At 64.3% G+C, this 14,639-nt stretch carries 11 protein-coding genes; 5 read left to right on the top strand and 6 right to left on the bottom strand.

Annotated elements, in window-relative coordinates:
• Together QCE49_RS20410 and QCE49_RS20405 are read right to left on the bottom strand one after the other, a co-directional pair.
• Positions 1-412, bottom strand: a 412-nt coding sequence (locus QCE49_RS20410; RefSeq protein WP_309806365.1) for a CBS domain-containing protein, incomplete at its 3' end; no start/stop codon positions are given.
• 155 nt (positions 413-567) lie between these two features.
• On the bottom strand, positions 568-1,407 hold the full coding sequence (locus QCE49_RS20405; protein WP_033536427.1) for an alpha/beta hydrolase: 840 nt from the start codon (positions 1,405-1,407) through the stop codon (positions 568-570).
• A gap of 540 nt (positions 1,408-1,947) precedes the next feature.
• Here QCE49_RS20405 and QCE49_RS20400 point away from each other — a divergent pair.
• A complete protein-coding gene (locus QCE49_RS20400) occupies positions 1,948-5,085 on the top strand; it encodes an acetoacetate--CoA ligase (RefSeq protein ID WP_250458603.1) in 3,138 nt (1,045 codons plus the stop codon).
• 54 nt (positions 5,086-5,139) lie between these two features.
• Here the strand turns inward: QCE49_RS20400 and murJ are convergent, their stop codons facing one another.
• A complete protein-coding gene (murJ, locus tag QCE49_RS20395) occupies positions 5,140-6,510 on the bottom strand; it encodes a murein biosynthesis integral membrane protein MurJ (protein ID WP_008347555.1) in 1,371 nt (456 codons plus the stop codon).
• A gap of 337 nt (positions 6,511-6,847) precedes the next feature.
• On the opposite strand from murJ, the gene QCE49_RS20390 reads away from it, so the two are divergent.
• From QCE49_RS20390 to QCE49_RS20375, 4 genes are all read left to right on the top strand, one after another.
• A complete protein-coding gene (locus tag QCE49_RS20390; RefSeq protein ID WP_235366248.1) occupies positions 6,848-7,852 on the top strand; it encodes a glycoside hydrolase family 55 protein in 1,005 nt (334 codons plus the stop codon).
• Positions 7,853-7,996: 144 nt separating this feature from the next.
• Positions 7,997-9,031, top strand: a complete 1,035-nt coding sequence (locus QCE49_RS20385; RefSeq protein ID WP_250437128.1) for an SGNH/GDSL hydrolase family protein — start codon at positions 7,997-7,999, stop codon at positions 9,029-9,031.
• 102 nt (positions 9,032-9,133) lie between these two features.
• A complete protein-coding gene (locus QCE49_RS20380; protein WP_250458600.1) occupies positions 9,134-9,316 on the top strand; it encodes a hypothetical protein in 183 nt (60 codons plus the stop codon).
• A gap of 172 nt (positions 9,317-9,488) precedes the next feature.
• Positions 9,489-10,271, top strand: a complete 783-nt coding sequence (locus QCE49_RS20375; RefSeq protein WP_250458597.1) for a DUF4239 domain-containing protein — start codon at positions 9,489-9,491, stop codon at positions 10,269-10,271.
• Position 10,272: 1 nt separating this feature from the next.
• On the opposite strand, the gene bktB is transcribed toward QCE49_RS20375, so the two are convergent.
• The 3 genes from bktB to QCE49_RS20360 all read right to left on the bottom strand — a co-directional run bounded on the left by bktB (position 10,273) and on the right by QCE49_RS20360 (position 14,460).
• Positions 10,273-11,457: a beta-ketothiolase BktB gene (gene bktB, locus QCE49_RS20370; RefSeq protein ID WP_250458595.1), complete on the bottom strand. Its 1,185-nt coding sequence runs from the start codon at positions 11,455-11,457 to the stop codon at positions 10,273-10,275.
• 32 nt (positions 11,458-11,489) lie between these two features.
• A complete protein-coding gene (locus QCE49_RS20365) occupies positions 11,490-13,292 on the bottom strand; it encodes an acyl-CoA dehydrogenase (protein ID WP_250458593.1) in 1,803 nt (600 codons plus the stop codon).
• Positions 13,293-13,455: 163 nt separating this feature from the next.
• Positions 13,456-14,460 (bottom strand): AraC family transcriptional regulator, encoded by a 1,005-nt coding sequence (locus QCE49_RS20360; RefSeq protein ID WP_081851888.1) that lies wholly within the window; start codon positions 14,458-14,460, stop codon positions 13,456-13,458.
• Positions 14,461-14,639 lie beyond the last annotated feature (179 nt).

Below are 14,639 nucleotides of genomic sequence, written 5' to 3'. Positions count from 1 at the left end.
GCGCCTGCACCAGATTCGAGCGGCTGACGATGCCGACGAGGCGGCCATCGCGCAGCACCGGCACGCGCTTGATGTGATGGCTTTCGAGCACCGCGGCGATATCGGCCAGCGACGTGTCCTCTTTGACGCAGATGGGTTCGCGCGTCATGATCTCGCCGACCGTCGGGGCATGCGACTTGATGTAGTCGGCCGCGCCGCCATCGGAGCCGAGCATGTCGAGCCACCACGAGCGGCGGTTGCGTTTCTCGGTGCCGATTTCCTCGCGATGAAGCAGATCGCCTTCGCTGATCATGCCGACGACGCGCTCATCCTGATCGACGACGGGCGCAGCGCTGATGCGGTGCTGCACCAGGAGCCGCGCCAGGTCATGCACTCTCGTTTCGGGCGTGACGGAAACGACAGGGGAAGTCATTACATCGCGTGCTTGCATCATGTGCTCCGGAGGGTCGATGAATAAGGTCGCGCATACGCGTCCTGAATCACTCTAAGGAGCGCTGCGCGATCCTCGATTGACTTGCATCAAGCAATCCACCGGAGCACGCGTGCGGCGAACCGACGCGGCCTCGTTCAATGCGCGCCGATGAACGCGACGACGTCGGCGAGAACGGGCGAATCCTTGCGGCGCGACGCCGAGAACGTGTCGATGATCGTGTCGTGGCCGTATCCCGCGTATTTCTTCAGCACGACGGCGTCATGATGCGCGCGCAGCGCTTCCGCGAAGCGATCGCTGTTGCGCGGATCGACATCGGTGTCGGCCGTGCCTGCGGCGAGCAGCATCGGCGGTTCGTCTCCCGATATGAACGCGATCGGCAACGCACCCGCGCGCAACGCCGCCGGAAAGATCTCGTCCATGTGGGGATCGCTCGTCGGGATCGCGGCGTACGGACCGGCGAGTCCGATCATCCCGCGCAGCGAAGTATTCGCGATGCCTTGCGTGGCGAGATAGCGCGGATCGGTTGCGAGCATCGAGGCCAAGTGCGCGCCGGAGGAATGCCCCATCAGAAAGATGCGATTGGGATCGCCGCCGTATTCGTGCGCGTGATCGCGTGCCCAGCGCACGGCGGCGGCGGCGTCATCGAGAAAGCCGGGGAAAACGGCTTGCGGATAAATGCGGTAATCCGGCGCGACGGTCACGATGCCGTGCGCGGCGAGCGCCTCGGCAATATTGCGCGAGTCCTTGCGATGGCCGCTTTGCCAGCCTCCGCCGTAGAAATACACGACGACCGGGCGATTCCCCGGCGTGCCCGAATCGGGTGCATAGACGTCGAGCCGCTCGCGCGGATCCGTGCCGTACGCGATACCGTCGGCTCGTTCGCTATCGTGTTCGAGCGCGCGCGCCGCTATGACGCCGCCCACGCATGCCGCCAGCGCGAGGGCAATGAACTTTCTTCTTGCCGGAAAATGCATGTTGCGTTCGGAGTATTTTTTCAGGCGACATGACATGATGCACGACGCTTATTGTCCGTGCTGGAAATATCGTTGCGTGCATCATCTTAGAGCAGCAGGAACCGCACACACTTACGGCGGCCTGACGAATAGCATCACGAATCTTTCATAATCTTTCCAATTAGGAATGCCACGCATACCGGTTATTCGATGTTTATAAGCGTGTCGAATTCACGCATCGCAAATCGCATTGTTTCGGTCGCGCGAGGTCGCGAATTAACTCTTCAGCCCCTGATTAAATAATATGGCATGACCAGCCGGCGATTCGCGTCATTCCTACCGACTCCCAACGCGCTTCATTAATCAGCGAACGACTTGTGTTTCTCTCCGCACATTACCGGGCGATCTGTCTGGATACGCTTAATCGTCGATGGCACATGTCCGCCGGAATCGGACCTATTCGAGAGCGCGAAAAAGCGCCGCAGACAATCCAGAGATTTAAAAAAAGAAGGCAAACCGAGTGCCCAAAGGTATTGCCATAACTGCTGAGGGAGCCACTTCATGGATCGTTCGGAATCGCCCGGCGAGGCGAAGTCGCGTCTGCCGATTTTTGTCCAGGAAACCGTCCAAACCACACCATCGCAGATATCCGCATTCACCGCGGCGCTGCGAGCGCAATCCGACCAGCCATTAAAAGACTTTAGCGAGTTACACGACTTCTCGATCCGCGATTACCGCGGCTTCTGGAAGTCCTTTCTGCAATGGACGCCGGGATTGACGTGGTCGGGCAAAGCCGAGCCGGTATGCGTCGGCGATAGTTGCGAACACGCGCGGTTCTTTCCCGACGTCACGCTCAATTACGCTGAGAATCTGCTCGGCTTCTCGATTGCGCCCGCGGATTCGCCAGCGCTCACCGCCTGTCACGCCGATGGCCGCCGCGTGCGCTTTACGCGCGGCGACTTGCGTGCGCGCGTGGCTCGTCTCGCCGACGCGCTCACGCAACTCGGCCTGCGCGAAGGCGACCGCGTCGCGGGCGTGATGCGCAACGACGCCGATGCGATCGTCACCGCGCTCGCCGTGACCGCGATCGGCGCGACGTTGTCCACCGCCGCGCCGGAAATGGGCATCGAAACGCTGCTCGACCGCTTCACGCAGCTCGAACCGCGCTTCCTGTTCGCGCATACCGCCGCCAAGTCCTTCGACACCGGCACGCCGCTCGACAAGAAGATATCGATGCTCGCCGACGCGCTCCCAACGCTTGCGGGCATCGTCAGTCTCGATGGCGATCCGTCGGCCGTGCACGCCGCGCCGCCCGTCAACTCGCTGGACGCGCTGCTCGCGGCCGGCGATCCGGCGCGGGTCGAATGGAAGCGCTTCAACTTCAATCACCCGCTCTTCGTGATGTTCTCGTCCGGCACGACCGGCAAGCCCAAATGCATCGTGCACGGCGCGGGCGGGAGCCTCATCGAGCATCTGAAGGAGCATCGGCTGCATTGCGATCTCCGGCCGGGCGACCGCATGTTCTTCCACACGAGTTGCGCGTGGATGATGTGGAACTGGCAGTTGTCGGCGCTCGCGTCGGGCGTCGAAATCGTTACCTATGACGGGCCGATCGCATCGGTCGATACGTTGTGGCGGCTCGTCGCCGAAGAACGCGTCAACGTGTTCGGCACGAGTCCCGCGTATCTGAAGATGTGCGAGGACGCCGGGCTCGTGCCGTCGCGCGAATTCGATCTGGGCGGCCTTCACACGATGATGTCCACCGGCGCGATCCTCTTCGACGCGCAGTTCGAATGGGTCCGCGACAACGTGAAGCCGCTGCGATTGCAGTCGATTTCCGGCGGCACCGACATCCTCGGCTGCTTCGTGCTCGGCAACCCGGACCTGCCGGTTTATGCGGGCGAGGCGCAATGCAAGAGCCTCGCGTTCGATGTGCAGGCGTGGCGCGACGGCGCGCGCACGCAAGGCGTCGGCGATCTGGTGTGCGTGAACCCGTTCCCGTCGCGCCCGCTCGGATTTCTCAACGATCCGGACGGCGAGCGCTTTCACAAGGCGTATTTCAGCGCCAATGCGGGCGTGTGGACGCACGGCGATCAGATCGAGTTTCCGCCGGAAGGCACGGCGCGTCTGCACGGACGCAGCGACGGCGTGCTCGTCGTGCGCGGCATCAATGTCGGGCCGGGCGAGATCTATCGCGTGCTCAACGACATTCCCGAGATTCGCGAGGGCATCGTCGTTCAGCAGCGCGTGCGCGCCGCCGATGCCGATGCCGATGCGCCCGGCAATCCGGTCGGCGAACGGCTCGTGCTGCTCGTGACGCTGAAAGCCGGCGCGCGGCTCACCGGCACGCTGATCGCGCGCATCCGGCGCGATCTCGTGAGCCGCACGTCCGCCGCCCATGTCCCCGACGTGATCGCGGCCGTCGACGATCTGCCGGTCACGCATAGCGGCAAGCTGACGGAAGCCGCGGTGCGCAATGCCGTCAACGGGCTCGATGTGACCAACGCCGCCGCGCTGCGCAATCCGGCATCGCTCGATGCGATCCGTCATCATCCCGCGTTGCAGCCGCGATCCGGCGACGTGCCGCAGAGCTACGCGACGCGCGAGGAACTGGAGCGGCTGTTGCAGACCAAATGGGAGCAGCTCTTCGCGTTCGCCCCGATCGCTCGCGACGACAATTTCTTCGAACTCGGCGGACATTCGCTGCTTGCGGCGCGTCTGCTGGCGGAACTGCAACCGATCATCGGACGGCCAATCCCGCTCTCGACGATGTTGCGCGCGCCGACCATCGCGAAGCTCGCCGATGTCATCGACAACGGCGCGCTGCCGCAGACATCGGAAGTGCTCGTGCCGATGCGCGAAGGCGAAGGCGTCCCGCTCTTCCTCGTGCATAGCGTGACGGGATCGGTGCTCGAATGCACGCGCCTGATCGGCAACATGCGCAAGGAGCGCCCGGTGTACGGCCTTCAGGCGCTCGGGCTCGATGGCGAGACGGCGCCGCAACGCCGCGTCGAGGACATGGCGAAGACTTACGTCGAGCAGATTCGCAAGGTTCAGCCGAACGGCCCGTATGCGCTCGCCGGATTCTCGTTCGGCGGACTGGTCGCGCTCGAAATCGCGCAGCAGTTGTTCGGCGCAGGCGAGCAGACAGAGTTCGTGTGTCTGCTCGACACCTACGTGCAGGAACGCTGGCTGCCGTGGTTCGCGCTGCTCGAATTCCGCCGCGATTACGCGAGCCGTCTATGGAAGACGCTCGCGGGGATGTCGCCGCGCGAACGCGTCGGTTTTGCGGGCGCGAAGTTGTCGGCCGCCGGGAACAAGCTGGCGATGCGCCTCGGCCGCGTGCCGCAGACGCCGGCGCAAGTCGCATCCGCCGATCCGATGCCGCCGGTTTTGCGGCGCATGCGCGACACGTTCCGCGCCGCGATGAACAACTATCGGCCGAAGCCGTACGAAGGCGGCCCGATCGTCTACGTACGGGCCGCGTCGCGCGAGGAAGACCGGGGCGATCCGCTGCCGCTCTGGCGCAAGATTGCGCGCCGTGGGCTGACGGTCGCGGAAGTGCCGGGCAACCATGCGGGCGTCATCGAGGAACCGGGCGTGTATGCGGCGGCTGCCGCGCTCGACCGCGACTACAGCGCCGAGGACGACACCGAAATGCAGCGTCGCGGTCATGGCGTGATGGTGCGGGGCGCGTAGGACTTGCCAGCGGGTCAGCCGCTCGCGCGAACGGAGCGGCTGACTGCCGATGAATCACTGGCTATCGGAACGCGGTGCGGTAGCGGTCGGCGCGAAGCTGGTGAGGAAGAAGTAGCAGATGAAGACGCTCGCCGCGCCCACGCCGGTCCCGAGCAGCACGCCCTGCGATCCGAAAAAGCGGATCAGAATCGCCGTGGCCGCTAGCTTGGTCGCGAATCCCAGCACGGAAATGACCGTGATCGCCTTGTAGCGCGCCTCGCTCGCGAACGACTGAATGAGCACGCACATCCCGAACGAAAACGGAATCTGCGAAAGCCCGCAGCGGAACAGGCTCGTGACCGCGATCGTGTCCTCGCTCGTGAACGCGCCCTTCTGGAACAGCAGCTTGATCGCGTACGGCGCAAGCGCATAGGCGATCATCGCGCCGACCGTTCCCACGCCCAGCATCACGAACGACCATTTGCGCGCCGTGCTGCGCGCCCGCGCGTGATCGCCGCGATGCAGGATTTCCGAAAGAATCGGCAAGGTCGCCCGACTGATCGCGATCGCGCCCATGCTCACGAGCAGCGACAGCAGCCGGTTCGCGTAGCCGAGCGTCGCGATGGCGCCATCGCCCATATGCGCCATGAAGTATTGATCGACGGGAAGCCACAGGTTCGCCACCACCGAGCCGATCAGCAACATGCCGAGCGAGCGCGTCATGCCCGGCCAATGCGGCGCGCGCACGGAGAGACGCGGGCGCGCGGGCACGCCATCGGCGCGCCGGGCGAGGATGCGCAGCCACACGGCCTGAATCACGATGCCGATCGTCGTGCCGACGATGAGCGGCATGATCGACGTGTTGTTGCGCGCGCTCAGCACGAACACCAGCAGCGCGATGGCCGGCACGCATTCCAGCAGCGTGTTGATGTGCCTTTCGGATGCCTGGAGCCGCGCCGCCGAAATGCAGATCGTGAAGGCCAGCACGCCGACCGGCGTCATCCCGACGACCATCTGCCGGCACATTTCGCGCGTCGATTCGGAGAGCGTTCCGGCGAAGAGACCGACCATGTGCGGCCACAAAAAATACAGCAGCAGCGATACCACGATGCCGATGGCAAGCCCCGCGCCCTCGAGCTCGCTGAGAAGCTGGTTCTGCCGGTGCTTGTCGTTCCTGAGCGCGACGAGCGCGGGCACGAGCAGCACGCTCAACTGATTCGTGATCGTCGCGGGCAGCCAGGTGATGATCGTGAGCGCGAGCTGATAGGCATCGACGGTGCCGCTGACGCCGTATCGATACGCGATCGCCATTTCCTTCGATGCGCCGATCAGCTTCCCGGCAAGAACGAACAGCAGCAGGACGAAGGCGCTCCTCGCGATGCGCTTGTGATCCTGATGAACCCCGAGCAGACGTTCTCTTAGCGATTGCACTGTTGCGGTCAGCACTCTCCCTCCGGCAAATTGACCTCGATCCGCGCAAGACGGATGCTTGCTTGCGCACCGGGGGAGAGTGCATCAAACGGCATGCGCGAACTGTTCGCCACAGCACGGCGCGCGCCGATGCCATTCGCGAACCCCGCGATTCTGCACGGTCATGCTGGCACGCCCGGCCAGTTTGCGCGCTTGCCGGGTGCGCTACCGTGCAGAAGTCCACGTTCATAACGTGCGAGAGTGGCGGCTGCGCGCGGCGTCATCGGAGCCTCGTCATCGTGAATCTCAATGCGCGTACGGAAGGCAAATGAAGAAATCCTTTTGGGTTGTCGTAATAATGATTGTTGTTTCCGTGCTCGCGATAAACACGCCACGCGTGACGCAGCATGTGCAGACGGTCTACGCAGTCTGGGACGATGGCCGGGTTCTGAACCGGCTGAACTGGCAAACCTTCGTGCGCTGGTGGCATCGGCTGAGGAACGAGAACTACGGCGGCGCGCATCGCGCCACGCTCACGAGTTCGCCGGTCCCGGCGACGCCGAGTTGCCCGCTGACGTCGTTCACGCCGCCGAAGCTCGTCGATCCGCGCAGCCCGAAGGATTTCGGCGCGGCCGGCGACGGCAAGACCGACGACACCAAGGCGTTCCAGGCCGCCATCGATGCCGGCGATGTGCTGGTGCCCGCCGGCACGTATCTGCTCAATCACACGGTCGTCGTCACGGCCAGCAACCGGCATCTACAGTGCGAGCCGGGCGTGACGCTCAGGAAGACGATCCGCAACAACGGCAACATGTTCAATTACGAAGGGCCGTCGACGGGCAACAGTCTCGTCGGCTGCAACTTCGTGGGCGCGAATCCGACGCGTATCCGCGAATGGGATCGCCCCGGCGAATACGACATTCCCGTCCAGACCAATGGCGCGGTCGACAACTTCGTCCTCGCGGGCAACAGCTTCCGCGATTTCTTCGGCCAGTCTATGTTCCAGACCGAAGGCCAGGGCGGCGGCACCGGCGCCGTGCTGATGTTCAACTCGTTCGCCAACTGCCCGCTGTACGGCATCGCGCTCGTGGGCTCGGTGAACGGGCGCGTGGCCTATAACCTCGCCGACAACTGCCGCATGGGCCCCGAGAACAACGACGCCACGCAGGACACCGGCGGCAACGTGCTCGAATGCAACCGCATGGTCAACGGGGGCAACATCACGGGCGGGGCGAATGGTGAAGGCGGCGTCGACTATAGCGGGAACGTCGTGCGTCACAACATCCTGGATGGCGGCTATATGCAGATCAGCCCGCCCACGCACGGCAAACCGGCGAGGTACATCGACAACACCTGCAACGACTGCGGGACGGAATAAGCGGGTTACTGACGCTGGAGTGGGAAGCGCATCTTTCTTGCTTGACGTTGCCATCGATACCCGGAGCCGCGACTTCTTCCTCGCCGGACGACATTCCGTCGACGCGCGCGAAGCCGCCCCGGACAAGGATGAGACGGAGGAGCGATGCGCCAGATCGGAATCACGCCCGGCATTCGCCGCGCAATTTCTGCCGTGCTGATTGCACTGCTTACCTCATGCGGCGGCGGCAGCGGCAGCGATAGCGACTCGGGCGGAACGAGTCCGTCCGCGCCGGCGGGCGGCGTGAAGCTGCAGGTCGTCGCGTTCGGCGACAGCTTGTCGGATGTCGGCACGTACGCGCCCATCGCGAGCGCGGTCAAAGGCGGGCGCTTCACGACCAATCCGGGCCAGGTCTGGACGCAGAATGTCGCGCAGTATTACGGCGACACGCTGACGGCGGCATTCACGATCGACCTCGGACACGAGTTGAAGCCGCAAAGCGGTTTGGGCTACGCGCAAGGCGGTTCCACGGTCGCCACGCCGGCCGATCAGAACCAGTTCCTGACCGATGTGATCGGCGATATCGAAATGCCGGTCAATCAGCAGATTTCGAGCTATCTGTCGTCGCACGGAAGTTTCAATTCGAATCAGCTCGTGCTCGTTTGGGCCGGCGCGAACGATGTTCTGCGCGCGGGCACGCCGCCCGCCGCCAACACGACCGTGCAGACCGCCGCGACGACGCTCGCGCAACTCGTCGGCAAGATCGTGCAGAGCGGAGCCACGCATGTGGTGGTGGTGAACGTGCCGAATATCGGACTCTCGCCCGATGGCCTCCGCCAGTCCGATGGCGGCGGCAACCTCACGCAACTGTCGCAGCTTTTCAATGCGACGCTGACCTCGGCGTTGCAGACGAACGGGCTGCAAGGCAAGGTCATCATCGTCGATTCCTATACGTGGACGACGCAGACCATCGCGAACTATCAGGCCAACGGATTCACCGTGTCGAACACGGCGCAGGCGTGCGATCCGTCGAAGACGCCGCACGATACGTCGCTGCTGTGCTCGCCGGCGACCTACGTGACGTCGAACGCGGACCAGACGTACATGTTCGCCGACGAACTGCATCCGACGACGCGCATGCACGCGCTCTTCGCGCAGTATGTCGAGCAGCAGATCGCGGCGAGCGGGCTCGGGCGGTGAGTGGGGCGATTTTGGGCGGAATCGCGTTGCTACGGGACTGAATATGGTCGAGATTCGGTTGTTCATTCCTTGACTGAATTGACCGTGAACATAGCCGACCCCATGAAACCGACGATCCATCTTGAGAGCGAAGCGGCGCAAAGCGGCGCGACCGCGCAAATAACGAACGCGCTCTTGGATATCCTTGCCATCGGGCATACGCAAATTGATCGCGCTGACCACGTCGACGGCGACGAATTCTTCGCGAACCTCGGCGAACTCGACCGCCAACAGAAAATTCGCTAGCGCGTGGCCCGCACTCACCGCCGCGTCGATTTCCGCGCGCCGCGAATGTGCTGACGTTCGGAAGCGGCTATCACCCGCTATCAGCCCAGCGGCGAAATGCGCACGGGCACCTTCGAAGCCCCCCATCGACTGTGATTTAATGTGCTCCGTTCGGGTCCACGGAGCGCATCCGATGACGAGCACCTGGTTGCATAACCTTCCGCTTTGGCAGATGACGCTCGTGGTATTCGGCGCGACGGGCGTCGCGGGGGCGGCGATCCACTTCGTAACGGGCCGGCTCGCGGCCAGCGCGCATCGGCGCGCCTTCACGACGCTTTCGCCGGGCCTGCTTTCGCCGATCGGCGTCATCTTCGGCTTGCTCATCGCGTTCACCGCCGCGCAGGTCTGGAACGACACCGCGCGCGCCAACGGCGCCGTCGATGCCGAAGCCGGCGCGCTGCGATCCGTCGTCGTGCTGTCCGCCGCTTTTCCGCCAGACGCGCAGATCCAGTTGCGCAAGCTGATCCGCGAATACATCGAATACGCCGTCAATACGGAATGGCCGATGATGGCGCAAGGCGCGGTCACGCTGAAAATCAGTCCGCCGACGCTGAACAAGGCGCTTCAGTTCGCGCTCGCCCTGCCCGCGACAACCCCCGGGCAGCAGACCGCGCAGCGGCAGGTAGCGGTATCGCTGGAACGGGCGCTCGAAGCGCGCCGCGAGCGCATTCTGGTGAGCCGGTCCGAAGTCAGCGGCATCAAATGGCTGTGCCTCGGCTTTCTCGCCGTGTGTCTCGTCTTCGCGATCGCGCTCGTTCATGGCGAAAACCGGCTGACATCGGCCGTCGCGATTGGGCTCTTCTGCGCGAGTCTCGCGACGACCATGCTGCTGATTCTCTCGCACGACCGCCCATTCTCCGGCGAGATCGCGGTGAAGCCCGAGCCGCTCCTGCAGGTCGTCCCCGCGTTCGGCTGATTCACTGAAGATTTTCGAAGATCGCCGCGATGCCCTGACCGCCGCCGATGCACATCGTGACGAGCGCGTAACGCCCGCCGATGCGCTTCAGTTCATAAAGCGCCTTCACCGTGATGAGCGCGCCCGTCGCGCCGACCGGATGCCCGAGCGAAATGCCCGAACCGTTCGGATTCACCTTGCGCGGATCGAGTCCGAGCTCGTTCGTCACCGCGCACGCCTGCGCGGCGAACGCTTCGTTGGCCTCGACGACATCGAGCTGATCGACGGACAGACCCGCCCGTTCCAGCGCCTTGCGCGTCGCGGGCACGGGACCGATGCCCATATACGCCGGATCGACGCCCGCGTGCGCGTAGGACACGAGCCGCGCGAGCGGTTTCGCGCCGCGCCGCTCGGCTTCGCCACGCTCCATCAGCAGCACGGCCGCCGCCGCGTCGTTGATGCCCGATGCGTTGCCGGCCGTCACCGTGCCGTTCTCCTTGACGAACACGGCCTTCAGGCTTTCGAAGTCGCTCGGGCGCGCGTCGTGGCGGACGTGCTCGTCGGTGTCGAAGACGGCATCGCCTTTTTTCGCGCGCACGGTGATCGGCAGAATCTGCTCGCCGAAACGGCCTTCCGCGATCGCACGCGCCGCACGGCGATGCGATTCGAGCGCGAGCGCGTCCTGCGCCTCGCGGGAAATGCCGTATTTGCGCGCGACGTTTTCCGCCGTCACGCCCATGTGGATTGTCTGAAAGGGATCGTGCAGCGCGCCGAGCATCATGTCGACGAGCTTGCCGTCGCCCATGCGCTGCCCGAAGCGCGCGCCCGGCAACGCGTACAGCGCGCGGCTCATGGATTCCGCGCCGCCGCCGATCGCGATGTCCGCGTCGCCGAGCATGATCGTCTGCGCAGCCGATACGATGGCCTGCAAGCCCGATCCGCACAGCCGGTTCACCGTCAGCGCCGGAACGTGCTGCGCGACGCCGCCGTCGATCGCCGCGACGCGCGCGAGATACATGTCCTTCGGTTCCGTATGCACGACATTGCCGAAGACGACGTGACCGACGTCGTCGCCCGCGACGTTCGCGCGCTGAAGCGTTTCGCGCACGATCATCGCGCCGAGTTGCGTCGGAGAGAAATCCTTCAGGCTGCCGTCGAAGTCGCCGATCGCAGTTCGCACGCCGCTTGCCACCACTACTTCACGCATTGCATCGCTCCTGTTGATTTCGCGCGCAGGCGTCAGAATTGCGCCTCGCTCAATGTGAACAGCGGATCGTCGCCGTGCGCCGAGATGATCGCGGTTTCCAGCGCGCGCGCCTGCGTCAGCACGTATTCGGAGAAGCAGTGCGCGGTCGCGATCTTCGCGCCGTGGAACGCCGGATCGTCGGCCCGTCTGGCTTGCGCGACGAGCAGCGCGCGCGCCATCTGCCAGCCCGACAACACGACGCCCGCGAGCTTCAGATACAGCACGCTGCCCGCGAACACCGCGTTCGGATCGCGCTTCGCGGATTCGAGCACGTAGGCGACGACGTTCGCGAGCGCGTCGCGGCCATCGGCGAGACGGCGATGCATCGAATCGAAAACGCGCGCGGCATCGCCGGCATCGACGGATTTCAGAGCGTCGAGCGTCTCGTCGATCTGCGCGAGCAGCACCTGCGCCGTCGCGCCGCGATCGCGCAGCGTCTTGCGGCCGACGAGATCGTTCGCCTGAATCGCCGTCGTGCCTTCGTAGATCGCGAGGATGCGCGCGTCGCGATAGAGCTGCGCCGCGCCGGTCTCCTCGATGAAACCCATGCCGCCGTGAACCTGAACGCCGAGGCTCGTCACGTCGTTTGCCATTTCGGTGCTCCAGCCTTTCACGACCGGCACGAGGAATTCGTTGAGCGCGAGATGGCGGGCGCGCGTGTCGGCGTCGTCGTGATGATGGGCGATATCCGCGTGCGCGGCCGCGACGTAGGCGAGCGCACGCGCGCCTTCGGTCATCGCGCGCATCGTGCCGAGCATGCGTCGCACGTCGGGATGACGGATGATCGCGACGGAACCCGCGCTCGAACCATCGACGGGACGGCTCTGCACGCGTTCCTTCGCATAGTCGGCGGCCTTCTGATAAGCGGCGTCGGACAGCGCGATGCCCTGCAAGCCGACGCCGAAGCGCGCCGCGTTCATCATCACGAACATGTATTCGAGGCCGCGATTCTCTTCGCCGACGAGATAGCCGGTCGCGCCGCCGTTATCGCCGTACTGGAGCACGGCGGTCGGGCTCGCTTTGATGCCGAGCTTGTGCTCGATCGACACGCAATGCACGTCGTTGCGCGCGCCGAGGCTGCCGTCGTCGTTGACGAGCAACTTCGGCACGACGAACAGCGAGATGCCTTTCACGCCTTCGGGCGCGTCCGGCGTGCGCGCCAGCACGAGATGGACGATGTTCTCGGCCATGTCGTGCTGGCCCCAGGTGATGAAAATCTTGGTGCCGAACACCTTGTAGGTGCCGTCGCCCTGCCGTTCGGCGCGCGAACGCACGAGCGCGAGATCGGAGCCGGCTTGCGGCTCGGTCAGATTCATCGTGCCGGTCCAGACGCCTTCGATCAGCTTCGGCAGATAGCGCGCCTTCAGTTCTTCCGAGCCCGCGAGCAGCAACGCTTCGATGGCGCCATCGGTGAGCAGCGGGCACAGCGCGAAGGAAAGGTTCGACGCGTTCAGCATTTCGATGCACGGCGACGCGATCAGTTTCGCGAGCCCCTGTCCGCCGAATTCGGCCGGATGGCTGATGCCTTGCCAGCCGCCTTCCGTGTATTGACGGAAGGCATCGGCGAAACCGGGCGTCGCCGTCACTTCGCCGTCGCGCCACTCGCTCGGCTGCTGGTCGCCGCGCGCATTCAGCGGCGCGATGACTTCGGCGGCGAGTTTCGCGCCTTCCTCGAGAATGGCAAGCGCTGTGTCCGCGTTCGAATCGGCAAGTCCGGGAAGTTGGCTGATGCTTGCAATATCTGCCAGCTCTTCCATGACAAACATCATTTCCTTGACGGGCGGCGTGTAATTCATCGATGACTCCTGGGCCCACAGCCTTTCGACGAAACGCGCGCTGTGGCAAACAAACGTTGATGTGTTGCGATGCATGGTATCAACGCCGCCGAAATCCTTAGCTACCGGAATCTGCCCTTTCACTGACAAAATCTGCCAAACGCGCCGGCGGCTTTTGGGCGCGTCACTCGCCTTTTCTTTGCCGGTACGCCGCGGGCGTGCTGCCGGTCCAGTGACGGAACGCGCGATGAAACGCGGTCGGATTATCGAAGCCGACGTCGTATGCAATGGCCGCGATGGCATCGTTCGAACGGGTGAGACGCTGGATCGCGATGTCGCGGCGCACTTCGTCCTTGATCGCCTGAAAGGTCGTGCCCTCGGCTTCGAGACGTCGGCAGAGCGTGCGCATCGAATAGTGCAACTGCTGCGCGACGGCATCGACGGTCGGCGTCGACGGCAGGCCCGTCGCGATGCACTGCCGCACGCGATGACACACCATCTCTTCCGTGAACGACACGAAAATCCAGTCCTCCGGCGCGCGCTGAAGAAACGCGTCGAGATCGGATTTGCGCTGACGGATCGGGCGGTCGAGATAGCGCGCATCGAACGCGATGAGCGTGCGGTCGCGGCCGAAACGCACCGGCCCCGGAAACAGGTACAGCAGATCGCCGGACTGCGCGGGCCGCATGAATTCGAACGCCGCTTCGATGAGTGGAATCTTCGCGCGGATCAGCCACGACGCGACGCCATGCACGAGCTTCAGCACGAGTTCCCGCGCGAGCGCGCTCGCGGGCGGTCCGGCGGGATTCGCGACGAATTCGACGGTCGCATACGGTCCCTCGCGGCGCGACACGAGCTGGAATTCATCGAGCACCAGATGGAAGAACTGCCCGAAGCGATGCAGCGCGACCTCCAGACGCGGCGCGTCGAGCAGGCTCAAACACAGGAATTTGAGCGTGCCGTTGCGCAGCGGACGCGCGAAGATTCCCGGCATCTCGTCGTCGAGTTCCATCGCAAGCAGGCGATAAAGCGTCGAAAACTGCTCCTGTGTGACGCGCGCGGCTGGCATGCCGAGCAGCTCGTGCGGAATGCCGGAATGTTCCGCGAGCCGGATGACCGCGGCGCGGTCGGCGCCCGAAAGGAAGCCGTTGACGACCGAGATGGGAACGGTTGGGGAAGGAGGCCTCATGAGGCCGATTTTGTCATAGCCGCCGGGCGGCGTAGCGCGGAACGCGTACGTTCGTGCTTCATCGCGAACGTCCGGAGCGGTGCGGACGACTCGCTGGACCTTTCGGATTGAAACTTCTATAACGGGATGTGCAAGCGCCGTCCGAAAGGCATCCGTCCGCGACGAAGCTCGCTCGAATT

The sequence above is a fragment of the Caballeronia sp. LZ008 genome, assembly GCF_031451435.1.
Taxonomy (GTDB): domain Bacteria; phylum Pseudomonadota; class Gammaproteobacteria; order Burkholderiales; family Burkholderiaceae; genus Caballeronia; species Caballeronia zhejiangensis.
The sequence above is the reverse complement of the archived record's forward strand: the minus strand, read 5'-3'. Positions and strand labels throughout refer to the sequence as shown.